This is a genomic window from Candidatus Insignibacter tubulum (assembly GCF_056790205.1).
The window spans coordinates 75,578-99,592 of sequence record NZ_CP199715.1 but is presented as its reverse complement, the minus strand read 5'-3'; the positions used below and the strand labels follow the sequence as shown (position 1 = coordinate 99,592).

General features: G+C 29.6%; 19 protein-coding genes and 3 pseudogenes. 11 read left to right on the top strand and 11 right to left on the bottom strand.

Going from position 1 to position 24,015, the window contains the following annotated elements:
- Positions 1-155: 155 nt before the first annotated feature.
- Entirely contained in the window at positions 156-1,577 is a 1,422-nt protein-coding gene (gene dnaB / locus ACUBP5_RS00425; RefSeq protein ID WP_482168347.1) for a replicative DNA helicase, read from the bottom strand.
- Positions 1,578-1,709: 132 nt separating this feature from the next.
- Here dnaB and ACUBP5_RS00420 point away from each other — a divergent pair, with 132 nt between their 5' ends.
- Complete coding sequence (locus tag ACUBP5_RS00420; RefSeq protein WP_482168346.1) at positions 1,710-2,324, top strand: SanA/YdcF family protein; 615 nt, start codon at positions 1,710-1,712, stop codon at positions 2,322-2,324.
- A gap of 21 nt (positions 2,325-2,345) precedes the next feature.
- Here ACUBP5_RS00420 and cdaA read toward each other — a convergent pair whose 3' ends face one another.
- Both cdaA and folP read right to left on the bottom strand, forming a co-directional pair.
- Positions 2,346-3,131: a diadenylate cyclase CdaA gene (cdaA, locus tag ACUBP5_RS00415; protein ID WP_482168345.1), complete on the bottom strand. Its 786-nt coding sequence runs from the start codon at positions 3,129-3,131 to the stop codon at positions 2,346-2,348.
- Positions 3,132-3,177: 46 nt separating this feature from the next.
- Positions 3,178-3,999 (bottom strand): dihydropteroate synthase, encoded by an 822-nt coding sequence (gene folP / locus ACUBP5_RS00410; protein WP_482168344.1) that lies wholly within the window; start codon positions 3,997-3,999, stop codon positions 3,178-3,180.
- A gap of 34 nt (positions 4,000-4,033) precedes the next feature.
- On the opposite strand from folP, the gene ACUBP5_RS00405 reads away from it, so the two are divergent.
- Both ACUBP5_RS00405 and tpiA read left to right on the top strand, forming a co-directional pair.
- On the top strand, positions 4,034-4,582 hold the full coding sequence (locus ACUBP5_RS00405; RefSeq protein WP_482168343.1) for a DUF1599 domain-containing protein: 549 nt from the start codon (positions 4,034-4,036) through the stop codon (positions 4,580-4,582).
- Between the two features lie 1,201 nt (positions 4,583-5,783).
- A complete protein-coding gene (gene tpiA / locus ACUBP5_RS00400; RefSeq protein WP_482168342.1) occupies positions 5,784-6,539 on the top strand; it encodes a triose-phosphate isomerase in 756 nt (251 codons plus the stop codon).
- Between the two features lie 635 nt (positions 6,540-7,174).
- On the opposite strand, the gene pth is transcribed toward tpiA, so the two are convergent.
- The 3 genes from pth to ACUBP5_RS00385 all read right to left on the bottom strand — a co-directional run bounded on the left by pth (position 7,175) and on the right by ACUBP5_RS00385 (position 9,844).
- On the bottom strand, positions 7,175-7,777 hold the full coding sequence (pth, locus tag ACUBP5_RS00395) for an aminoacyl-tRNA hydrolase (RefSeq protein ID WP_482168341.1): 603 nt from the start codon (positions 7,775-7,777) through the stop codon (positions 7,175-7,177).
- 145 nt (positions 7,778-7,922) lie between these two features.
- Entirely contained in the window at positions 7,923-8,936 is a 1,014-nt protein-coding gene (locus ACUBP5_RS00390) for an RluA family pseudouridine synthase (RefSeq protein ID WP_482168340.1), read from the bottom strand.
- 32 nt (positions 8,937-8,968) lie between these two features.
- Positions 8,969-9,844 (bottom strand): PASTA domain-containing protein, encoded by an 876-nt coding sequence (locus ACUBP5_RS00385; RefSeq protein ID WP_482168339.1) that lies wholly within the window; start codon positions 9,842-9,844, stop codon positions 8,969-8,971.
- A gap of 115 nt (positions 9,845-9,959) precedes the next feature.
- Here ACUBP5_RS00385 and ACUBP5_RS00380 point away from each other — a divergent pair, with 115 nt between their 5' ends.
- Both ACUBP5_RS00380 and ACUBP5_RS00375 read left to right on the top strand, forming a co-directional pair.
- Entirely contained in the window at positions 9,960-10,958 is a 999-nt protein-coding gene (locus ACUBP5_RS00380; protein WP_482168338.1) for a D-alanine--D-alanine ligase, read from the top strand.
- The gene (locus tag ACUBP5_RS00375; RefSeq protein ID WP_482168337.1) at positions 10,955-12,451 is read left to right on the top strand and encodes a GH3 auxin-responsive promoter family protein; all 1,497 of its coding nucleotides are present in this window, start codon (positions 10,955-10,957) and stop codon (positions 12,449-12,451) included. The genes ACUBP5_RS00380 and ACUBP5_RS00375 overlap by 4 nt, the downstream gene beginning before the upstream one ends.
- A 179-nt stretch (positions 12,452-12,630) precedes the next feature.
- On the opposite strand, the gene feoB is transcribed toward ACUBP5_RS00375, so the two are convergent.
- Positions 12,631-14,673: a ferrous iron transport protein B gene (feoB, locus tag ACUBP5_RS00370; protein ID WP_482168336.1), complete on the bottom strand. Its 2,043-nt coding sequence runs from the start codon at positions 14,671-14,673 to the stop codon at positions 12,631-12,633.
- Entirely contained in the window at positions 14,636-14,926 is a 291-nt protein-coding gene (locus ACUBP5_RS00365; RefSeq protein ID WP_482168335.1) for a FeoA family protein, read from the bottom strand. The genes feoB and ACUBP5_RS00365 overlap by 38 nt, the downstream gene beginning before the upstream one ends.
- 160 nt (positions 14,927-15,086) lie before the next feature.
- On the opposite strand from ACUBP5_RS00365, the gene rseP reads away from it, so the two are divergent.
- Positions 15,087-16,418: an RIP metalloprotease RseP gene (rseP, locus tag ACUBP5_RS00360; RefSeq protein WP_482168334.1), complete on the top strand. Its 1,332-nt coding sequence runs from the start codon at positions 15,087-15,089 to the stop codon at positions 16,416-16,418.
- Positions 16,419-16,429: 11 nt separating this feature from the next.
- On the opposite strand, the gene ACUBP5_RS00355 is transcribed toward rseP, so the two are convergent.
- The 3 genes from ACUBP5_RS00355 to ACUBP5_RS00345 are packed head-to-tail and all read right to left on the bottom strand — an operon-like array spanning position 16,430 to position 18,468.
- Positions 16,430-16,999, bottom strand: coding sequence for a 5-formyltetrahydrofolate cyclo-ligase (locus tag ACUBP5_RS00355; protein ID WP_482168333.1), 570 nt, complete (start codon positions 16,997-16,999; stop codon positions 16,430-16,432).
- Entirely contained in the window at positions 17,000-17,230 is a 231-nt protein-coding gene (locus ACUBP5_RS00350) for a ferredoxin (protein ID WP_482168332.1), read from the bottom strand.
- A complete protein-coding gene (locus ACUBP5_RS00345; RefSeq protein WP_482168331.1) occupies positions 17,230-18,468 on the bottom strand; it encodes a peptidase U32 family protein in 1,239 nt (412 codons plus the stop codon). The genes ACUBP5_RS00350 and ACUBP5_RS00345 overlap by 1 nt, the downstream gene beginning before the upstream one ends.
- Before the next feature lie 180 nt (positions 18,469-18,648).
- Here ACUBP5_RS00345 and ACUBP5_RS00340 point away from each other — a divergent pair, with 180 nt between their 5' ends.
- The 5 genes and pseudogenes from ACUBP5_RS00340 to ACUBP5_RS00320 form a co-directional block, all read left to right on the top strand.
- On the top strand, positions 18,649-19,728 hold the full coding sequence (locus ACUBP5_RS00340) for a DNA polymerase III subunit (RefSeq protein WP_482168330.1): 1,080 nt from the start codon (positions 18,649-18,651) through the stop codon (positions 19,726-19,728).
- Between the two features lie 752 nt (positions 19,729-20,480).
- Positions 20,481-21,035 (top strand): annotated as a pseudogene (gene rfbC / locus ACUBP5_RS00335) (dTDP-4-dehydrorhamnose 3,5-epimerase).
- A pseudogene (rfbD, locus tag ACUBP5_RS00330) lies at positions 21,026-21,862 on the top strand (dTDP-4-dehydrorhamnose reductase). Before rfbC ends, rfbD begins: the two co-directional pseudogenes overlap by 10 nt.
- A 290-nt stretch (positions 21,863-22,152) precedes the next feature.
- Positions 22,153-22,632 carry a hypothetical protein gene (locus ACUBP5_RS00325; protein ID WP_482168329.1) on the top strand — a complete coding sequence of 160 codons (480 nt, stop codon included), beginning with the start codon at positions 22,153-22,155 and terminating at the stop codon, positions 22,630-22,632.
- Between the two features lie 284 nt (positions 22,633-22,916).
- Positions 22,917-23,414: pseudogene (locus ACUBP5_RS00320) on the top strand (5-methyltetrahydropteroyltriglutamate--homocysteine S-methyltransferase); the annotation flags it as partial.
- Positions 23,415-24,015: the final 601 nt, after the last annotated feature.

Below are 24,015 nucleotides of genomic sequence, written 5' to 3'. Positions count from 1 at the left end.
GGATAATTATATTATTAGTAACCGTGTATCATTGCCTATATTAGGCAATACTATTTTTCTTAGAGAGAATATTTTATATAAAATGGATATTTATAGAGATTTTCTTATTAATATTTTTTTTTTTAATCCTATTAGGATATGACTATATGCTCTTCTTAAGAAGATGAATCCTTTGAGTATTCGTCTATATCAATGAATTTAGCTTGTTCACTAATAAAGCGCAAACGTATATTATCTAGACCACCATTGCGGTGTTTTGCAATAATAATTTCAGCCTGTCCATGACAAGGAGATGCATCATCTGTATCCCAAGTACTGAACCCATAATACTCTGGACGATATATAAAAGAAACTATGTCTGCATCTTGTTCAATAGCTCCAGATTCACGAAGATCTGAAAGTAAGGGTCGTTTACTTCCACCTCTGGTTTCTACAGCACGTGATAGTTGCGAAAGAGCGATTACTGGAACGTCTAGTTCCTTAGCTACACATTTTAAACTTCTAGAAATAATAGAAATTTCCTGTTCGCGATTACTCGTTCTATTCCCGATACCTGTAGTCATTAATTGTAAATAATCGATTAATATTAAGCCAACTTTTTGTTGAGAAACTAGTCGTCTACATTTAGCTCGGAGATCAAAAACAGAGAGCGCTGGGGTATCATCTATAAAAAGAGGAGCTTCTTCAAGTATTTTTATCTTAGTATAAAGCTGTTTCCATTCGATATTCGAAAGTTGACCTCTGCGAAGCTTTTGGGAAGAGATACCTGTTTCAGCTGCAATCAGACGAGTGATAATCTGAACTGATGACATTTCTAAGGAAAAAAGTGCAACAGGAGTCTCACTTTCAACTACTATATTTCTTGCCATTGAGAGCATAAAAGCCGTTTTACCCATACCAGGACGAGCAGCTAAAATGATTAAATCAGACTTTTGCCAACCTGAGATGATAGTATCAATTTGCTTAAAACCTGAAGAAATTCCACTAAGACCTTTAGTTGATTCAATATTTTTAATGCGCTCAATAGCCTGAGAGATCAGTGATTGTGCTGTTTCAGAACTTTTTTTAAGATGATGATGTGTAATATCAAAAAGACTTGATTCCGCATTATCTAAAAGATCAAAAACATCCGTAGTTTCTTCATAAGATTTTTCTATGATAGAAGAAGAGATTTCTATAAGACGCCTAAGAATAAATTTTTGTTGGATAATACGACTATGGTATTCTATATGCGCTGAGGAAACTACTTTTTGAGTAAGATAAACTAGATAATAATCACCACCTATTGCTTCTATTTTACCATCTTTACGTAACTGAGCAGATACGGTATAAAGATCTATAGGTTGTGCATTGTGAAAAAGCTTCTGAATAACGCGAAAAATTTCCTCATGTTCAGTTTTATAAAATACCTCTGGAGCAAGGATATCTATAACCTCATCAAGGCCTTTTTTATCTATCATCATTGCGCCTAAAACCGCTTCTTCCATAGCAATAGCTTGTGGAGGTAGCTTTCCACGTTCAAAGTAAAATCCTTGGGTTTCTTTTTTTCTATAAGATAACGGTTTAGCTTGACCCATAACAAAGCTAATTTAAAAAAAACACCTTTATTATATATAATAAACTCAAATAAACTATATATTTATAATATTAACAAAAAAAAAGCTTGGTATTTTCTTAGTAAATTGCTAAAACTTTGATAGTCATTCAAAATGAAGTTTTTACTAATTCTTATAAGCATTTTTTTAGGATTTTCTGCTATCTGTTATTTTGGGTTAAGTCTCTATGTAAGAGATAAAATATATGAGAGTATCTTAAAAATACCGAAAAATCATGTAGGTATCGTATTAGGCACTTCAAAATATTTACCTAACGGAGGAATTAATGCTTATTTTAAGTATCGAATTAATAGAGCTATTTTACTATTTAAACACAAAAAAATTAACCGTATTATTGTTAGCGGTAATGGTACTTTTAATTACAATGAGCCTAAAATGATGAAAAATATGCTTGTTAAACAAGGGATCCCTCCTGAGTTTATTTGTGAAGATTATTCTGGCTTTAGAACACGAGATTCTATATTAAGAGCCTACAAAGTATTTGGACAATTACAATTTACTATTATTTCAGAAAGATATCATGCAGAAAGAGCATTATTTATAGCTTATTGTGAAGGCCTTAATCCAATAGCTTTTACTGATAGTATTCCAAAAGTACAATTAAGAATATATATACGAGAGATTTTTGCTCGTTTTAGGGCAATTTTTGATATTCTTTTTAGAACTCCTCCAAGAGTTCCTGGCGACAAAAATATATTATCAATTTAATTGATCTATTATTTAATTTAGTTAGGATTTAAAATTTAAGTTGAGATCCTCTCTGAGTTTTTGTTTTAAATTATCAATGTGAGGGATTAGTATCCTTTTTTGATCTTTAACATAAGAAATATAACCGGTTTCTTCAGATACGACAATGCAAATAGCATCGGTCTTTTCTGAAAGACCAATAGCTGCACGATGACGTAGCCCTAAACGAGAAGGAATATCTTTATTATAAGAAACTGGTAAAATTGCCCTAGTTCTTATAATCTGATTACCTGAGATTACTACAGCACCATCATGCAAGGGGCCATTTTTATAAAAAATACTTTCGAGTAAAAAAACACTTACTTTAGCGCTAATAATATCGCCGTTTTGAATAAATTCATCTATTCTTACCTTATTTTGTAATACAATTAACCCGCCTGTTTTTTCACCAGAAAAAACAGCACACGCTTCGACAATTTGATCGATAACTTCTTCATTTACTGAAGAAAGGGTTTGAGAGCGATAATTGAATAAAATTAATCGTTTAAAAAAAGTATGACTACCAAGAATGAGTAGTAACTTCCTAAGTTCAGGTTGAAAGATAACTACTAAAGCTATAAATCCTACGTTGAAAAAAGCGCCCAAGAGTTTTTTAGAAAATTCCATTCTAAAAAACTGTACTATCTTCCAAATAATAAAAGATATAATAATACCATAAAGGAGCTGTAATGCCAGTGTTTTACGTAAAAACTTACATATGTAAAAAAGTACTATAGTTACTAGAAAAATATCTAATAAATCAATTACTGAAATTCTTAAAAAATTCAAAATGTAAATGTTTATGTAAAAATAAATGATTTTTTTTTTAAAAAAATCATGGAATCTGATGGTAAGTCATAAAAATTTTTATACATTCTCTAGCTTCCTTTATATCGTGTGCGCGAAGTAGACGCGCACCCTGTATTAGGGCTAGTGTATGTCCTACAGAAGTGGCGTTTAAACTTTGATCAGGAGAAATATTCAAAATTCTTGAAAACATAGATTTTCTTGAAAGACCAACCATTAATGGATATTCTTTAAATCCTATTAGAGATAAATTCTTAAGAATATAAAAATTTTCCTGTAGTGATTTTCCAAAACCTATACCTGGATCTAAAATAATGTCATTTACGCCAAGGGCATTTAATTGAGCAATTCTTTCAGAAAAAAAACGGTTGATATATAAAATTATATTATCATATTTTAAATTCTTTTGCTTACTAGGCCATCCTTCTGAATGAGTAAGGATATAAGGTACTTGGTATTTAGCAACGATTTCCCAAATAGCTAAATCGCCTCCTGAAACATCATTAATAAGTTGTACTCCTTTTTCAATAGCTACTTGAGCCACTTTAGCATTAAAAGTATCTATAGATATGTGTGCATAAGGAAAAGTTTTTATTATAAGTTCTAGTGGATTATATAGCCGTTTAAGTTCCTCTTCAGGAGTAATATCTTTAGCACCTGGACGAGTTGAAAAGGCACCTACATCTATAAAATCAGCTCCTTGATTTAGCATATGCTCGATACACTTAAGTAAAGCATATGAATTATTATATCTTGAGCGAAAATAAAAGGAATCAGGTGTTAGATTTACAATTCCCATGATTTTAGGTTCGTTTAAATCTATAATCTCACCCCCACAATTAATGGTCATATTAATATTAATTTTGATGAGAAAATTAACGATTATGAATAATACTATTTCAGCTTTTGATAAGGTAATAAAAAATTGCCGATTACTCTTTATAAAAAAACTCAGGGACTATGGTGTCTCCTGGTGTATATTGCGGCCTTTATCTTTAAGTGATCAAATGTTTATTAAAGCTCGACGCTTACGCAGTGTTGAAGAAAATGGAATTCAAAAAGTAGATGAAAGTCCATCAGAAGATTTAAAAGCTATTATTAATTATGGAATTATAGCGCTTATACAACTCGAAAGAAAATCTTTTGATGGAGATGAGTTAAATTCTCAAGATGCTCTTTTTTATTACGATAAACAGACAGAGAAAGTCAAATTGCTTATGATAAATAAAAATCACGATTATAGAGAAGCATGGCGAGATATGCGTAAAAGCTCGATAACAGATATGATTTTACAAAAACTTCTCCGTCTACGTCAAATCGAAGATAATAAAATAATCCCTTCTGTTTCAGAAGGCCCCCAAGAGCAATATATAGATATTATAAATTACGCTGTCTTTGCCTTAATTCTAGAAGATTTAACATTCTCCTCATGATAACAACTAATATATTTATCAAGAATATTTTTAGGGATAACTTTTATCGTTTATGGATTTGTTAAAGTTATAGACTCCCTATTGGTTTTTCATATAAGCTTGAGGAATATTTTTCACCTGTATATTCCCATATTTCCTCTCTACTAATAAATATCCCTCTTATATTTTAGATATTTATAGCCACCTATAAAGTACTATTAGGGAGATGATATTACTAGGTAATATGATAGATTTTACTCTTTCTAATCTTTTTATAATTATATTTTTTTTAGCATTTTCACATTTTACTTAGCTTACTTTAATAAAGTAAGCTACTATAGCTATTTTAGAGAAGTAATAAAACTTAGATTATAGGAAGTTTTTGGAGAAAAATATACTGCTTTTGTTCCCTATTTTTTGCCTTATCGGTGGAAAGGCTTATATAAAGCCTTTTTTCCCAAAAGCTTTCTAAATATATTGCTATTATTCCTTTTAGTAGGTTAGTTATTTACCGCATATTATGGAACAAACCTCTACCTTTAATATATTTTTGCTCTATCTCTGGTAGAGATAGAGCATTTTAGATAAAATGAAGAATGCCGGAGAACTTAATTCTAAAGGGTTTAAATATGAAAATACTTATGCTATCATACACAAAAAAACCAATAAGTAATTCTTTATAACTGATAAAGAATATATAGCACAAAATCTTTGAAAAGACTCTAATCGACAAATTCAAAGTAATAAAACTCAATGGCGAAAAACAAAAAACGGTTACGCAACCTATAACTAACTTTCTATTAGAGAAAGAGGGAATCGATATGACAAAAGAGATTCTCTTTGAATATATCTCTCTTTGGGTTATCTAGGTAGAGGCTTATTCTTTAGCTAACTAATGAGGATTAATCACTGTGAAAAAAACATTTAAAATCGTGGAAAAAATTAAATATATTGCCCTCTATGGGTACCAAATATAAAATATCCTGATTTTATAAAATTTCAGTGGATAGTAGCGTTTATCTTTTAAAAAACTATCATTCCATCTAATCTAGGTATTGTTTTGATAAAAAAGGATGTATTTTTAAGAAATGGGCATTAGTGAGATATACTTAAAAAAAAGTGATTTGCAGAAATTAATTAAAACTAAAAATTACAAAAACATAAAAAAATGCAGTAGCATATTTATAAGTTTTATATCTAACTAATATAATAAAAATTCTTTATGAGACATAAGATAATTGCTGGAAACTGGAAAATGAATCAAACTCTTGAAATCATGCATGATTTCATTAAAGAGCTATCAGAAAAAATTGATCAAAAAGAAAAAAGCAAACAGATCATCATTGCCCCTTCTTACCCTTTTTTAGAACGTGCAGTTTACTTAAGCACAGGCAGCAATATTAACATCGCAGCACAAAATATGCACCATTGCGATAAGGGAGCTTATACCGGTGAAGTTTCAGCTCATATGCTCTGCTCTATAGGAGTTAAAATAGTTATTTTAGGTCATAGTGAGCGTAGAGAATATTTTGGAGAAAGTGATGAATTGATTGCTAAGAAAGTAATACAAGCTTTAAAAAACAAATTTCAAGTAATTTTTTGTATAGGTGAAAATATAGAGAAACGTAAAAAAGGTAAACATTTTGAAACGATACAAAATCAAATAAGGAAGGGATTAGTTGACCTAAAAAATCAGGAAATAGAAAAAATCGTGTTTGCCTATGAACCTATATGGGCTATAGGGACAGGAGAAGCTGCTAGCTTAAATGAAGCTCAAGAGATGCACGCTTATATAAGAGATTATCTCACTAAAAAGTATGGTTATATTATTGCAGAAAAAATCCGAATTATTTATGGAGGGAGTCTTAACCCTAATAATGCTAGAGAATTATTATCTCAAAAGGATATTGATGGAGGTCTTATCGGGGGATCTTCATTAATAGTAAAAGATTTCGTTAAAATTGTAGAAAGTTGCTAAGATATTTTTTACCGGTATATTTTCCCCTTGCTGCTATATAACACGGATAAAATCTTTATAACTATAATATAATTACTAGCTTAAAATATAAAATAATTGTATATATAATTTTTATCTCTACATTTTAACTATTAAATTAGGTGAATTACAATTTATTTTATCGAGATGATACTAGTAATTTTTACCACTAATTTATTTATATATACTTTATAATACTTAATCAATATAGAAAATTAAAATAAATATAATTGTAGATTATTATACGAGAGAAAAAAAAAATTATATAAACTAGCAAAAATTATTTAGTTTTCCCTATATTACTAAATTCTCTAGCCTAGAGAAATTTATTTTTTTTTTAAAAAAAAGGCGAGGGGAGAGGAAAGAGAATACTATTTTTCCTCTGAAAAATACCATGCTTGATGATTCCATTACAAAAAAAAATAAAGAAAAGTCTCTTTTTTTATATGTTAGTTATACTTTCTCAGACCTAAGATTCTGTAAAAATACGATATGATTACAATAACTACTTTTTAAATAAATTGTTTTTACATCATATAAAAAAGGATATATATTAAATTTCTTATGTCAGAATTTACTCAAATAAATAGACTATAGAAATTTATTTGTTTCCTTATTTACAATTTTTCATGGTATGAAGAGTTTATATTAAAAATATTCATTGTTGCTCTCATACCGTTTATACCAAAATAAATAGCTGCTTCAGCTGCCTTCTCAACAAGTTGAGTTATTATAGATAACTCTTTTTGCGTCCATTTACCCAATACATAATTTGTTTGATGGCCCTTTTTAAAATAGCCTCCTATACCTATACGCAATCGGGGATAATTAGAAGTAGATAAAATATCCTGTATACTTTTTAACCCGTTATGCCCCCCATATCCTCCTTTAGGTCGAAGACGTAAAGCACCCCAAGTTAAGTAAATATCATCTGTGATTACCAGTAATTGATCTATAGAAAGTTTTTCTTTATTCATCCAATATTTCACAGCTTTTCCACTTAGATTCATAAATGTATCTGGTTTAAGTAATATAAAAAGTTTTTCCTTGTAAAATAGATACAATATGTCTCCAAAATATGTCTGAGAAAAATTTACGAAATATTGTTTAGCTAAATAATCTAAAACTTTAAACCCAATATTATGTCGAGTATTTTCATAGCAAAGGCCCTTGTTCCCAAGACCTATAATGAGAACTTTTTCACACTTAAAATTTTGCATATTTGGATATATTTATTATATATAAGTTAAATAGGAAATGATATTCCTGTAAAGGAGAATATAAAATTGTTATAGATAATTTTTTTATCTAGATCCCCGTAATAGGCTTAGTTTATATTTTTATATCTTAAATAGATTATGAAATCTAATATCTCTGCCATTTTATTAAAACTTTAGCCATTTCTTCTGGCAAAGAAGCTTCAAAGTGCATGAATTTTCCACTTATCGGATGAATAAAACCCAAGGATTGAGCATGTAAAAATTGCCCTTTTAATAGAGAAAAACAGTTTTTGATAAATTGTTGATATTTAGCAAATACTGGCCCTTTAAGAGGCTTATCCCCGCCATAGCGGCGATCATTAAATAAAGGATGGCCAATATACTTAAAATGTGCACGAATTTGATGGGTACGTCCTGTTGCCAATCGACATTTTACTAAGGTAACATGATTGAATTTTTCTATTACTTCATAATGAGTAATAGCTAATTTACCATGAGATCCCTCAGGGAATGCTTCCATACACAAGCGATCATGGGAACTTCTCCCTATATTTGTCCTGATCGTCCCTGAGGTGTCAATATTCCCCCATACTAAAGCTATATATTGACGCTCAATGCTTCGTGTAAAAAATTGCTTATATAAATGTTGTAAACTATGATTGTCTTTTGCTACAACTAATAAACCACTAGTATCTTTATCAATTCTATGAACGAGTCCCATACGTTCTAGTGTTTGCGATTGATTCCGAATATCTAAGTGATACTTTATAGCGTTTAATAAAGTATCTTTATAATTACCGTTACCTGGATGTACAACCATACTAGCTGGTTTATTAACTATTATCAAGGCATCATCTTCATAAATAATAATAAGAGGGATCTTTTGTGGGATAATCTCTAGAGATCTATGAGGAGAGGTTATAATCACTCTAACTACATCTAGAGGTCTTATTCTATAATTCTGTCTGACAGATTGATCATTTACTATGATATTACCTAATTTTGCTATGTTTTGAATTTTATTCCGCGTAATGTGTTTCATAAAACTCATTAAAAATTTATCAATTCTAAGAGGCTCTTGATCTTTATCAGCTATAAAACTAAAATGCTCATAACTCAGACTTTCTTGAGAAGATTCGCTACATATTTCCTTGAACACGTAAAATGAATTTATTATTCAATAATAATATCCTAATTTGAGGCCCCCTCTTCTGGAGGTATTAAATGATCTCTCTCTTCAATAAGAGAATCAACATAGGGAGAGAGGAGTTCTTTTTTATAATTGGGGTCTAGTATAAGACTATCTAGTTGAGATTTAGGAATATCTGAGAGCCAGATATTCAAGGCTTTCCCTTCATCATAAAGATGAATTGGAGGAGGATCTTGACGATATACATACGCCTGTTCTTTTTTTTCAGGATAATCGTAAATCACATTTCCGAGTAAAAAATTTTTTTCTTGTATTTTTTTTTTTGCAGAAATTAAATCCATTCCAATAAGATTTGGAACAGGAACGTTTTTTTCGTAATCCCGTCCAATAAATAAATCTACTGTAGCTTTATAAGGAAGTAAATTACCTGAATAAATTTCATTGTCAGCATATAAGATTTTTAGTATAATACCTTTATAAATAGAAGGAATATAAGACACTTTTCTTACTAGAATATTATTCTTAGAAAGTTTTGCAATCGCAATTCGTTCATTATTTTGTAATATGCCTTCAGGAAGCTTTATTGGCTTGAACCCTCCAGCATTTGCTCTGATAAATATATGTCTTCCTGGTTTTACATAAAACCCTGCTTCAGGGGCATAGGTTAGTATTTTATAAGGGGTATAAATAGGATCATATCTACTAGTATCAATATCATATTCTAACCCTTCTTTCTTAAGAAGAAGAAGCGCCTGTTGCAAATTTAATGAATAGAGATTTGGAATTTTTACATATCTCTCATGAAGGGTATAATTAGCCAACCATTTAAAAGCTCCCCATGATGACACATAGACAAAACCTAATGCTAATAACAAATTAGCTAAAAAAAAATATATAAAAAATTTACGAGAACTCATCTATATAGTATATATATATATCTATTAAAAATCTTATAAAGATACTAAAGGTATTTTTATAGCAAGCGTAAAAAAAAACAAAAAAGATATCTTTGTTTTTAATCTAAAAAGTAATATGAAAAAAATTGCTATATTAATGGGAGGTTATAGTGCTGAGTCAGTTATTTCTATAGAAAGTGGACAAACGGTATTTAAGAATTTATCCCGCGAGGAATTTGAAGCATATAAGGTTCAAATTTTTAAAGATGAATGGGTATTAATAGATGAAAAAAATATAAAACATCCCATAAATAGACATGATTTTAGCGTATATAAGGAAAATCAAAAGCTTACATTTGATGCTGTTTTTAACGTTGTTCATGGCAGCCCAGGAGAAGATGGTCGATTGCGAGCTTATTTTGATATGATCGGGTTGCCTTGCAGTAGTTGCGATATTTATGCATCAATTTTAACTTTTGATAAAAGATACTGTTTACAATGGATAAATACACAGGGAATAGCTACTGCACCGTCTTATTTTTTAGATTATCGAGACCCTTTTAACATTCAAAAGATTTTAAAAAAAGTAGGCTTACCATGTTTTGTAAAACCTAGTTGCTCAGGATCTAGTTTAGGTGCATCTAAAGTATATAGAGAAAATCAACTGAAATTAGCTGTTGAAAGAGCTTTTAAACAAGATAGTGAAACGGTTATTATTGAAAGTTTTCTTGAAGGTATAGAGGTAAGCGTAGGAGTAGTTCCTTATAAGAACAATCTTAAAGTTTTACCTATTACAGAGCTGATCAGTAAAAATGACTTTTTCAATTATGAGGCTAAATATGCTGGACAATCAAAAGAGATTACTCCAGCTCGTTTATCTGAGGAGATAACATTAAAAATACAAAATATAGCTAAGAAAATTCACTATCTGCTTAAACTTCGTGGATTTTCTAGATCGGAATTTATAATTGTGAAAGAAACTCCTCATTTTTTAGAAATAAATACCATACCGGGGTTATCGCATAATAGTTTAATACCTCAACAAGCTAAGTCAGCTAATATTCCACTTAAAGATCTATTTGCTGAGATTCTTTATGAAACTCTTTACAAAAAAACTGAGTATACTTTTTTATGAGTATTAAAACTTTTATAGCAAAATTTTTATCTCATTTACTTGAACATAGAATAAAACGCTGTAAAGCTGATCCAATAGGTATGCAGAAAAGAGTTTTTATTCATTTACTACACAAGGCTAAGAATACCCAATTTGGGAAAGATCATCATTTTAATGATATCGATAGTTATCAAGCTTTTAAACAAGCAGTCCCTATAAAAAATTATGAGGATTTTAAACCTTACATAAATAGAATTTTAGAGGGGGAAGCCCATGTATTATGGCCTGGCAAACCTCTTTATTTTGCAAAAACTTCAGGGACTACCTCAGGTATTAAATATATTCCCTTAACGAAACAAGGTTTAAATTCTCAGATTAGCGCTGCTAGAGATGCACTACTTAAGTATATTTATGAAACAGAACGTTATGATTTCCTTGAAGGGAAAATGATTTTTTTACAAGGGGCCCCAAAACTATATGAAAAATCAGGTATTCAGTATGGGCGTTTATCAGGTATAGTAGCACACCATATTCCTAAGTATCTTAGTAAATCTTATCTACCTAGTTGGGAAACCAATCTTATAGAAGATTGGGAAGAGAAGATAGAATCTATAGTGGAAGAAACTTTAAGGGAAGATATGAGATTAATAAGCGGGATACCTCCTTGGGTACAGATGTATTTTGAACGACTCAAAAAACGAAGTGGTAATTTTATAGGGGAGTTATTCCCAAATTTATCTATTATGGTTACTGGAGGTGTTAATTATGAGCCTTATAAAAAAAATATTCAAAAACTCATTGGAAGACCTGTAGATATTTTACAGACCTATCCAGCTTCAGAAGGATTTATCGCTTATCAAGATCGTCAAAAAGAGGAAGGATTACTCTTATTACTCAATCAAGGTATTTTTTATGAATTCATATCACAAAAAGAACTCAAAAATCAAAATCCTAAGAGGATCTGCATAGAAGAGGTAGAGATAGGGATAGACTACGCATTAATCTTGAATACTAATTCAGGTCTATGGGGCTACCATTTAGGAGATCTAGTGCGTTTTATATCGAAAGATCCTTTTCGGATTATTGTTACTGGACGTATAAACAGTTTTACCTCTGCTTTTGGAGAACATGTAATTGCTTATGAAGTAGAACAAGCGCTTAAAGATGCACAAGAAAAGTACATTTGTTCTATTACTGAATTTACCGTAGCTCCTCAATTAAATCCACTACAGGGGAAACCTCATCATGAATGGTATATAGAATTTGGGACTCTTCCTGAGGATGAAAAAAAGTTTGCTTTAGCTATTGACCAGGCTCTTTGTAGAAAGAATATATATTATTATGATTTAATTCATGGCAATATCTTGCAACGTTTAATTATAAGGAAGGTCCGTAAAAACGGAATAAAAGATTATATGAAATCTAAAGGGAGATTAGGAGGACAATTTAAATTCCCACGTCTATCAAACGATAGAAAAATTGCTGAAGAGCTTAAAGATTATCTCGAAATATAGTTTGAAATATAAGTTATTATTAACGTAATTTTATTTCTTATTAAAATATTTTTTTGCAGTATTAGAATTGCAAATTTTATCACATGAGGTTTTTTGGGAAAAATGTTTTTTTATACTAAAAACTAGATATAGTAGTGCTACAAAGAAAAAAAAAACTAAAATTATATACTGCCACATACTTAACTAAATAATTTATAAAAAACAAAAGCACCTATGTAAGCCATTGCACTCATAAAAAACAATTGTACTATAGGCCACTTCCAGGATTTAGTTTCGCGTTTTAATACTGCTAACGTACTCATACACTGCATGGCAAAGGCATAAAAAATCATTAAAGACCCCCCTGTAGCCAAAGTATATAGAGGCTGTCCATTGCTACGAGTAGCTATTTTCATTTTTTTTTCTAAACTTAAGCTACTTGATTCACTCTCTAGATTGTATACTGAAGCCATAGTACTGATAAAAACTTCTCTTGCCGATATGGAAGAGAGTAAAGCAATGCTTATTTTCCAGTCATATCCTAAAGGTTTAAAAAATGGCTCAGTTGCTTTCCCAAGGACTCCTAAATAAGATCTCTCTAAAGGATTAGAGATCTCATTTTTACTTGATTGTTCAGAGTAGAGATTTTTTTTACCAGGTCCAAAGGATCCAAGTACCCATAATATAATGCTCACTGCCATTATTATCTTACCGGCACTCCATAAAAAGGAGCGGACTCGTATCCACAGATTAAGAAAAATATGGTTAACTAATGGCCATTTATAAGAAGGCATTTCCATGATTAAGTAACTCCTATAAGATTTTTTAAGAATCTTATTAAAGATAAAAGCTGTAGAAAAAGCTACTATAACCCCTAAAAAATACATGGTCATAAGTGCTAATCCTTTTAATTGGAACCCCATCCAATACCCATCAGGTATTACCAAAGCAATCATTAAAGTATATACAGGCAATCGAGCAGAACAAGTTATTAGAGGAGTAATTAAGAGGGTAATTAATCGATCACGAGAATTCTCAATGTTACGTGCTGACATGATTGCAGGTATAGCACAAGCAGCCCCTGAAATAAGAGGCACGATACTTTTACCGTTAAGCCCAAAAGGGCGCATCCATAGATCCATTAAAAAAACCACTCTATTGATATAACCACTCTCTTCCATAAGCAAGAGGAAAAAGAATAATATAGTAATTTGTGGAACAAAAGTTATAATAGATCCTAATCCCGGGATTAGGCCTTGGGATAGAAAAGCATTTAAAGGCCCTTTCGGAAAGTAATCATGTATCCACTCTTGAAAAATCAAGAATCCTTTATCTATAAAACTTTTAGGAAGTTCAGCCCAAGAATATACCCCTTGAAATATAAAAAGCAGAACGAAGAAAAATAGTAAATGGCCCCAAAAAGGATGAGTTATCCAGTGATCAATCCGTTCCACATATGAAGGATGATGCCATTTTTTATGTAATATATCTGAAAGACTTTTTTCAATTAATGCATAACGTGTTAATATTTCTTTTGTCTGTAACCGTTTAGGAATCAAAGAAAATTTTTTGAGTAATTTTTTAAGAGGTAAATTATTATGAATAAAGTAACTATTCTTATTAGCTAAATGTACCCAAGCTAGATAGGTATCTTTTATTCTATATAAATTCTTGAATTCGTTAAGAGCCTCTTTATAGAAAATATCAGGATTAAAAGTGCATTTTCTTAGCGAAGGGACTTTACTCTCATATAAGAGTTTTTGTTTAAGTTGTAAAATACCTATATTCTTCCTAGAATTTAGGACTACAATCTCTGTAGATAGCCTAGAAGACAATGTATTAAGTTCTATATAAATACCTTTTTTCTTTGCTTCATCCATCATACTCAATACGAGTATGATAGAAAGGTTAAGATCTTGTACTTGATGAAATAGTAATAAACCACGTCGTAGTTGTGAGGCATCTAAAACAAAGATTATTTTATGAGGATAATCGATATGATGAGAATTCGTAAGAAGCTCAAATACTATCTCTTCATCTTTAGAAGAGGGATACAAACTATATCTTCCTGGAAGATCCATAAGTTGATAATGCCTGGACTCATAATTAAAATACCCTATTTTTTTATCAACGGTAACTCCTGGATAGTTCCCTATCTTTTGATGGAGACCAGTAAGTCTATTAAATAGAGTTGTTTTTCCTACATTAGGATTCCCTATAAGAGCAATTTTTATCATTTTCATTACTTGGTATAGGACTTATTAAAACGCTATTAGCTTCAGCCTTACGCAAGGCTAAACAGCATCGTTCTTTACCATAACTAACGCATAAGGGATCACAAAAAGCGGCCATAAAAAGCATCTCAATCTCAACGCCTGGTAATAGTCCCATTTCAAAAAATTTTATCGGTATCTGCCTACTGCAAAATCCCTTAATAAGGGCTCTCTGCCCTCTTTTTAGTTTAGAAAGGATAGAGGGGAAGTCAGATTGTTTCATAAACAAAAAGGATTTCAAACAAATGTAATATTATTTAAATTAAATCTAAATTAAAATTTTCTTAATTTTTCTTTAAAAAAAAGAAGTTAACTCTTGTTTTTTTTTAACGGAAAATTTTAAACATCTACATTTGTAATAGATAAAGGTCAATTTAAGGTATATGGATATTTTTGTCAAGATAGTTCAGTTAATATTGAGTCTTAGTATTCTTGTTTTATTACATGAATTAGGGCATTTCATCCCAGCAAAAATTTTTAAAACTCGTGTAGATCGATTTTTTTTATTTTTTGACTTACGATTTGCTCTTTTTAAGAAAAAAATAGGATCTACCCTTTATGGTATTGGATGGTTACCATTAGGTGGTTATGTGAAAATTGCCGGAATGATTGATGAAAGTTTCGACAAAAAAAGCTTGAAACAGCTTCCCAAGCCTTGGGAATTCCGTTCTAAACCTGCTTGGCAGCGATTGATCATAATGCTCGGAGGAGCAGTGTTAAATATGTTATTAGCTATTATAATCTTTTCCTATCTTTTGTTTAAATACGGGGAAAATTATCTTCCAATAAAAAACATGAAATATGGTATAGTCGTTAATGAAATAGGAAGAGTTTTAGGTTTTAAAAATGGAGATGTAATAAAAGCTATAGATGGGAAACAAATCGAGCGTTTTGAAGAATTACCTACAGCTATTGCGTTAGGAAAATTAATAGAAATAGAGCGTGATAAAAAACAAATCGAAATTTTATTAAAACCTGAACAAAAAAAGATTCTTTTTAGTCAAAAAAACCCAGAAGTTTTTCTATCTCCAAGAATACCTGCTGTAGTAGATAAAATAGTTAAGGGATCAGGTGCTGAAAAAGCAGGCTTTAAAAAAGGAGATAAAATTATAGGTATAAACTCTCAACCGATATTTTTTATCGATCAAATATTTGAAAGAGTCCAGGAGAGTAAAAGTCCAAGTATAATATTCTCTATTAATCGTAATGGAGATAATTATCAAAAGAAAGTAGAAATAGATAAAAATGGATATATAGGTATATTTTTTAAAAATATTACTGATATGCCAAATATTTTCCATTTAGAAAATAAAAATTATACGTTGTTCACAAGTATTTTTGCTGGAGCAGAAGAAACTTGGAAGAGTTTAAGTATACAGTTAAATTTTTTTAAACAAATTTTTATTCCTAAAACTAATGCTTATAAACAAATAGGAAGTTTTTTTTCCATAACTAAAGCCTTCTCTCCTTATTGGGATTGGAAACGTTTTTTATTTATTACTGCTACTTTATCTATTTGGTTAGCATTTTTAAATCTTTTACCTATACCTGCTCTTGATGGAGGATATGTATTTTTTACATTTATAGAAATGGTTACTAATAAAAAACCTGGAGATAAATTTATGGAACGTGCCGTAACTATAGGATTTATTTTTCTTAGTATTTTAATGTTCTTTGTATTGAGCTGGGATACCTTTAAATTTTTTTTTAGTTAAAAAATAAAATCTTAAAAAAAATAGATATTATTAGGAGTAACTACAGCATTTAAACAGATATCTCCCGAGTGTATATATAAAGGATTCATTAATGGTTTAAATAAGCTAAGCCCTACTTTATAAAGATTTTCTGAGCAAGAAGCTAAAAATCGATCGTAAATCCCTTTTCCATATCCTAATCTATGACCTTTAATATCAAAAGCTAAAAGAGGTATAAAAGCTACTTCAATGGATAAAGGATCTACTTTTAACCCTTCTTTAGGTTCTATAACACCATAAGTATTTTCAGAAAAAGTCATCTGCGGATGCCATAGAAAAAAATCCATCCTGTTTCTACAAAAATCCGTTTTTGAGAGAATAATATTTTTAGATTGTTCTTTAAGGTATTTTAAAAGTAAAAAAGTATTAATTTCATTTTGTTGAAATATCGGTAAAAAAAGATGATAGTTTTTTTTCTCCCATAAAGGTAATTCTTTTAAACGTTCAGTAATACTCTCTGAAGCCTTTGAGATCTCTCTCAAAGAGAGAGATCTCCTTTGCTCTAGATATTTTTTTCGGTAAAAAGACTTATCGGCATACATTTAAGTTTTCTTTACGCTGATAATTTTCACTGGACAAGTCTGAGCCGCATTTAAGCTACTATTATATTCTTTATTTTCGAGAATTTTAAGAATAAAAAAACCTTTTTTTTCTTTTGAACGTAACAAAATGGATTTACCATCTTTTTTAGACATACGAAAATATGTGGGGGCTAGCTCAACACAATAATTACAGCCAATACATTTGCCCCTTTGTAAGGTGATAATCAGCATTAATTTTGAATTAATTTATAAAGTTTATCTGAAGGTCTTATCCTAAAATTTATAGGCATTGTAAATACCTGACCCTTAGTCACTAAGGTGATATTTTTACCTTCTATCATTAAAGCTTCTACTTTGGTTTCTTTAGCTCCTGTACTAGGTCCAGTGATCAATATTTTATCGCCTACCTTCAAATCGTAAGACTCAATTAAAAATTCTCCAATAGCTTTCTTAGGATAATAATGTACACCTTTACCTAAATAAATTTTTCTTTGTGAAACTAAAGAGCCACTCACATAAGACCACTCTCCGAGCTTTTGGCCTAAATAATAGCCGTTCCAAAAACCTCTATTATACACTTTACTAAGTCGTTCTAGCCAAATGCTTATTTTTTCCTGATCAAAAATACCTTTATCGATGGTATCGATAGCATCGCGGTAGCAAGCAGTGGTTTGTGCTACGTATTCAGGTGATCTAGCCCGTCCCTCTATTTTTAGCACTTTAATACCTGATGAGATAATTTGATCAAGGAATCCTATGGTACATAGGTCTTTAGATGACATCATATATTCGTTATCGAGTTCTATTTCAAATCCATTTTCTTGATCAATAACAGTATATTTTTTACGACAATTTTGTTTACATGCTCCTCTGTTAGCTGAAGAATTGTATGAGTGAAGGCTTAAATAACATTTTCCAGAGATTGCCATACATAGAGCCCCATGACCGAATATTTCAATTTTAATTAAATCTCCTGATGGACCTTTAATATTCTCTTTTTCAATTTGATGAACTATATTTTTTATCTGATTTAAGCTTAACTCTCGACTTAAAATCATAACGTCAGCAAAATGAGCATAGAATTTTACTGTTTCTATATTAGTTATATTTAATTGAGTTGAGATATGCACCTTCATCCCTATTTGTCTCGCATAATTAATTACTGCTTGATCCATAGCGATCAAAGCATCTACGCCGGCCTTCTGAGCTTTATTAGTTAAAGTTTTAATAAAAGACAAATCATGATCATAAATAATAGTATTCATCGTAAGATAAGCGCGTATAGATTTTTCATGAGAGCGCCTTACTATCTCCACAAGATCTTCAGGAGTGAAATTCACATTCGCTCGCGCACGCATATTAAGCTGCTCTATGCCGAAATATACCGAATTAGCCCCGTTATCCAAGGCCGATTGCAAAGAATCCCAATCTCCAGCAGGAGACATAAGTTCTATTCTACTCTTATCCATATGTAATCTTAAAAGATTTATTACAAAAATACTTTTATTATTATTAATTGGAATAGAAAGCTTACGTAAGCTAAAACATCTAAATTTGGAATAAGAAAATCTACTTCCTAAGAAACTATTAGTATAATGCATTTTAAAGACATTATAGGTCTAGAGTTTACCAAAAATCTTTTATATTGTATGTATAAAAGTAATCGTATAGCCCATGCTCTTTTATTTGTAGGGCCTGCTGGATATGGAGGGCTGCCTTTAGCGATAGCATTTGCGCGAATACTCTTAAATAATAATAAGGATCCAAATACCGACTTAAAAATTGATGCTTTACAACATCCTGATCTACATTTTATCTTTCCAGTCCCATTTAATGAAAAAGTAAGATACTCGACAAACTTAAATTTACTAAATAAGTGGAGAGAATTTTTATGTCAATATCCCTACGGGGATATCTTTAATTGGCTGGAATATTTAGAAATTGATAATAAACAACTGCAAATAGGAATAGAAACAGTAAATCATATGATTAATAACTTACAAATAAAAAGTTATGAAGGAGGATATAAAGTACTTATTATGTGGATGCCTGAACGTCTTCATATAACAGCAGTAAACAAGCTATTAAAAATTTTAGAAGAACCCCCGGAAAAAACTATCTTCTTATTTGTAGGAGAACATCACTATGGTCTATTATCTACCTTACGCTCTCGTATGCAAATCTTCTGCTTAAAACCCTTACCCTTGGATCAAATGCAAATTCTTTTACAGAAAAGACAAGGACTTTCCGAAAAAGAAGCCTTGTTTATTTCTCAAAGAAGTGAAGGCGAATGGGGTAATGCTTTGAAATTACTAAAAAAAACAAGAGAAACCCACTTCCAAAACTTTTTTATGCATTGGATACGAAATGTTTTTATAGTCGAAAAAAAACCCGTAGCCATAAAAACTCTTATCGAATGTTCTGAAACTATACATCAGTGGGGGAGAGAAACTCAAAAAAAATTCCTAGATTATACTCTCTTTATCTTCCGGCAAGCATTAATTACAAATTATCATGTGGATCCTATGGATTTTAATCCCCTTGATTCAGAAAAATTTAATTGGGAAGCTTTTTCAAAAAATATACGGGTTGAAAATATACAAAATATCTATAAAGATATAGAACAAGCAAGTAAAGATATAGAACGAAATGCTTATGCTAAAATAGTTTTTTTAGATTTATCCATCCATATCACAAAATATTTACATTATAAAAATGTATTATCTTGAGGACATATAAAGTACTTATATAATTATATGTAATCAAAGAATCCTCATATCAAATATATGTTCCCGCTTTGCTCATAGTCTACTTATTATAAAGGCAAGAAGACATATTGCAAGGGCATAAGATATAATAGAATTTATAGTTAATAATAAAAATGATATCTTTATACACTTTATTCTTTACTAAACTAGTATACAAAATTTATACAATATCTTTTAGTACTTAATATCATTTCTTAACTCTTAAAGAGTTATATTAAAATGAAAAAGATTTTTAAATGGTAAAATTTCACAAAAAAAGTATGAGATAATTTCTGTATAAATTAGTAGAACTAAATTATTTTTTTTCCTTTCCTCCTATGAATTAAACTTCTATTAATATAGAGATAAAATTCAATTAACCTCTATAAAAATAAAATTAATAATAATTAATATATTATCTCAAAATAAAGTTTTCACTATGTTATATGCTATAAAGTTTACGGTATATAACTTTATAAAAGAAGTAATAGTTTTTTTTGAAAAAAAAGTTTATTGTAAATTCTTTAAAAGTCTTTATAAAATTATAAAGAAAACACTATTGTAACTCTTTTTTGATAGAATATCCCATAATTAAGCAAATATGGACTGTGGGGAATAAAGTATTTTAAAATTTAAAAAACTAATATCTACTTCTTTATAGATGAGAGTAACACTAATGGTTCGTAAAAGATAGTTATCTATCTTTGTAGAGGATACAAAAATATTCCTATATTATGAAAATCCTCCCTACAGTATTGCAAGGATGTTGGATTATTAAACCTCAAATTATAAAAGACAACAGAGGATACTTTAGAGAAGGTTTCCATGAGGAAAAATTTAAAAAAATCAGCCGACAAAAAATTTGTTTTGTACAAACAAACTATGTATGTTCTTTAAAAGGGACACTTCGGGGTCTTCATCTACAAAGACCTCCTAGAGCACAGTCAAAACTTATCAGCGTAATAAGCGGAGAAATATTAGATATATCTTTAGATGTACGTTTAAATTCTATTACTTACTGAAAATATATAAAAGAGCGACTTTCTCATAAAAATCGAAAACAATTATTTATAATCGCAGGATTTGCTCACGGATTTATTACTCTAAGCGATAAAGCAGAAGTTATATATCAATGTGATTCGCATTATCATCGTGAAAGTCAAGATGGTATTCGCTATGACGATAATCAATTAGCTATTGACTGGGAATTTCCAAAAGAAAATATTATTCTCTCTAGTAGAGATCAAATACAAAAGTCTTTTAAGGATTTTATACCTATATGTTTATGATAAATATTCTTGTCACAGGTGGATTAGGAGGAGTCGCACTTATTCTCCGAGATAAGATAAGTACTAAAAATTATATAGATAAGTATTTTATTTTCCTAAGTAAGAAGGATCTTCCTATAGATGATGAAACTAAATTAAGATTTTTTTTTAATTCTCATAAAATAGATATATGTATTAATTGCGCAGCTTATACTAATGTAAATGAAGCTGAGTTTAATCCTGAATTAGCTTATGCTAGTAATAGTCTTGGAGTCGGAATGTTAGCTGCTCAATGTTATCTTCATAATATTTTATTTATTCATCTTTCTACCAATTATATATTCGATGGAAAATTTCAACAACCTTATAATGAATCCGATATCTCCCAAGCCATTAATGTTTATGGAGCTTCTAAAAGAGATGGAGAACTAACTATTATCAATAGTACTGAACGTTACTTTATCATACGAACTTCTTGGTTATTCTCAAAACTAGGGAACTCTTTAATAAAAACTGTTTGTGAATATTCCGCAGCTAAGAAAGTCTTAAATATAGTAAAAGATCAATATGGATCATCTACTTATACATAAGATTTGGCAGAATTCTTACTTTTTTTGATTGAAAAACAGCCATCTTGTTATGGAATCTATCATTTCAGCAATCAAGGAATTTGCAGTATCTATGAATTAGCCAGAACCTTCCTATTGATTAAAAAGCAACCCAGTACTTTTCTAAATCCCATTTCAAAAGAAGATTACTATACTATAGCCCCAAGACCTACTTATAGTGCTCTTGATACGATGAAAGCACAGCAAACATTTAAATTAAAAATACCCCATTGGGGGTAAAAGTTTGGAGAACCTTATCTTATAAGATTATAAGATATTTATTTACATTCTAAGAAATATCATAATAAGTTATTCTTTTTTTTAACTAGTAAGTAAATCCACTAAAAAATAGTAAAAACTTAGCAATGAAAAAGAATAATATCCATATTTTTTTTTAAATCTTAAAAACTTTAAAATATTTTCTTAGATGATATTTTTTTTTTTTTTAAAAAAATCAATATACATATAGTATTTCAATAGAAATCATGTTTTACATTTGTGACTATATATGATTTTTTGTTTACTATATTATGAATTGCATTCAAATTTTTCATCCTGAAGAGACATTAACATATAAGATTAAAAGGGGAATATTGAAAGTGATTTTACTAGAGAAAGAATATGTCTTGATATTAGATATAGCTTCTACTGAAGAAATCGATGATAACTTACCTGATGATGCTTTGCAGTGTCATTTTTATCAAGTAAGATTTCTTATAGAGGATTTCCCAATAAAAGTACAGACTACTCAAGAACTTATCGGGAAAACTATAAATATCTATAAAAGAACTCAGGAAATAATTGATGAAGAGAGTCAAACTGAAACTATGCACTATAGCATAGTAAGTTCAGAGAAGGGAGATTTTCAAATTATTAAAAACAAACTATCTTTTAGCAAAGATCTTAAAAAAGACACTATAGTTTTAAAATGGATAGGAGAGTGTGAGGATTTTACTGAAAAAAGTAATAAAAAACTCACTTTTAAAATAACTTACCAATTCCCTTATTAAATTATAAGTCTTATTTATAAAGCTTAAGTTAAAATAGTAAAAATTTGATTATAACACAGTAGTTTTACTAGTGAAAAAAAAAACAAAATGATATCCTTACTAAATTTATAGAATCATAATCCTATAATAAACTGTTATCACTTATGCTTATTAAGCATAAGTGATAACAGTTTATTTATTTATCACCCTTTTTTATAAAATTTAGAAATTTATTCTATATAACTTTTCGGTATTATTTTTTAATAATTTATAATTTATTATAATAAATAAATTTTTAATACTTAAAAATAGGTATAGGAATTATTCAAATCGATGAGCCTGCTTTAAGAGAAGGGATGCCTTTAAAGAAAAAAAACAGGAAAGATTATTTCAAATGGGCTATTAATGCCTTTAAAATTGCTTCAAGTGGCGTAAGGGATGATACTAAGATTCATACACATATGTGCTATAGCGATTTCAATGAAATTTTAGAATATATTGCTTATATGGATGCTGATGTTATTACTATAGAAACTTCTCGATCACAAATGAAATTACTCGAAGCTTTTTCTAATTTTCAATATCCCAATGCAATGGGCCCAGGAATATACGATATTCATTCACCAAGAATTCCCAGTACGCAAGAAATAAAAGATTTGCTAGCACTAGCAACCCGATTTTTACCTGTTCCTAATCTTTGGGTTAATCCTGATTGTGGCCTTAAAACTAGAGAATGGTCTGAGGTTATTCCGGCACTTAAAAATATGGTTAGTGCAGCTAAACAAATACGCTTAGAATATTAGTCCGATTCTATAAGAAGGATACAATAATAATATTTTTTGGTCTATATTATATTATACTTTGTGAGTTCTTTAGCTTTTTTATGAACTCTCTTTAAGAATTGAGTGATTATTTAGTCTGGATTTTTAACCCTTATAATTTAACCCGATACTTTATAAAATATTACGGCTAATGGTGATAAATAAAATGAAGATTTATAACTAAAGACAAAATTATAATATATTATTAAAACATTTTTTTATATATAAATACACATATGATCTAAGGGCTAGCATATAATAGCTTCTTCTAAGATTAGAAATTGGTTATTTATTTTTATAATAGTTAAGTTTCTTAGAATTTATTTTTTCTTTTTAAGTATCTTAGATTCTTTTAGTGAATTCGGTTAGATAAAGTTGTTATTTTTTTTAAATTTAAGTATATTTTCTTTAATAAAAATACAATTGAAAAATTATTTGATGTTAACTTTTTATATTACAAGAATATAGAGATTCTAAATTGCTAGATAGCTAATGAGGATGCTCTTTATAAAGAGATATTTGTTTTATATAAAATATCCTAAGATTTATCCTAGAACATCTCAATAAGGTGCAATTATATAGA

What these genes read in the sequence shown, in the direction of transcription:
- ACUBP5_RS00420 (WP_482168346.1), top strand. Translation starts at nt 1,710, where the DNA reads ATGAAGTTTTTACTAATTCTTATAAGCATTTTTTTAGGATTTTCTGCT.
- ACUBP5_RS00375 (WP_482168337.1), top strand. Translation starts at nt 10,955, where the DNA reads ATGAGTATTAAAACTTTTATAGCAAAATTTTTATCTCATTTACTTGAA.
- ACUBP5_RS00345 (WP_482168331.1), bottom strand. Translation starts at nt 18,468, where the DNA reads ATGGATAAGAGTAGAATAGAACTTATGTCTCCTGCTGGAGATTGGGAT.
- rseP (WP_482168334.1), top strand. Translation starts at nt 15,087, where the DNA reads ATGGATATTTTTGTCAAGATAGTTCAGTTAATATTGAGTCTTAGTATT.
- pth (WP_482168341.1), bottom strand. Translation starts at nt 7,777, where the DNA reads ATGCAAAATTTTAAGTGTGAAAAAGTTCTCATTATAGGTCTTGGGAAC.
- ACUBP5_RS00340 (WP_482168330.1), top strand. Translation starts at nt 18,649, where the DNA reads ATGTATAAAAGTAATCGTATAGCCCATGCTCTTTTATTTGTAGGGCCT.
- folP (WP_482168344.1), bottom strand. Translation starts at nt 3,999, where the DNA reads ATGACCATTAATTGTGGGGGTGAGATTATAGATTTAAACGAACCTAAA.
- ACUBP5_RS00365 (WP_482168335.1), bottom strand. Translation starts at nt 14,926, where the DNA reads ATGAAACAATCTGACTTCCCCTCTATCCTTTCTAAACTAAAAAGAGGG.
- ACUBP5_RS00350 (WP_482168332.1), bottom strand. Translation starts at nt 17,230, where the DNA reads ATGCTGATTATCACCTTACAAAGGGGCAAATGTATTGGCTGTAATTAT.
- ACUBP5_RS00380 (WP_482168338.1), top strand. Translation starts at nt 9,960, where the DNA reads ATGAAAAAAATTGCTATATTAATGGGAGGTTATAGTGCTGAGTCAGTT.
- ACUBP5_RS00385 (WP_482168339.1), bottom strand. Translation starts at nt 9,844, where the DNA reads ATGAGTTCTCGTAAATTTTTTATATATTTTTTTTTAGCTAATTTGTTA.
- ACUBP5_RS00405 (WP_482168343.1), top strand. Translation starts at nt 4,034, where the DNA reads ATGAATAATACTATTTCAGCTTTTGATAAGGTAATAAAAAATTGCCGA.
- ACUBP5_RS00355 (WP_482168333.1), bottom strand. Translation starts at nt 16,999, where the DNA reads ATGTATGCCGATAAGTCTTTTTACCGAAAAAAATATCTAGAGCAAAGG.
- dnaB (WP_482168347.1), bottom strand. Translation starts at nt 1,577, where the DNA reads ATGGGTCAAGCTAAACCGTTATCTTATAGAAAAAAAGAAACCCAAGGA.
- ACUBP5_RS00325 (WP_482168329.1), top strand. Translation starts at nt 22,153, where the DNA reads ATGAATTGCATTCAAATTTTTCATCCTGAAGAGACATTAACATATAAG.
- feoB (WP_482168336.1), bottom strand. Translation starts at nt 14,673, where the DNA reads ATGAAAATGATAAAAATTGCTCTTATAGGGAATCCTAATGTAGGAAAA.
- tpiA (WP_482168342.1), top strand. Translation starts at nt 5,784, where the DNA reads ATGAGACATAAGATAATTGCTGGAAACTGGAAAATGAATCAAACTCTT.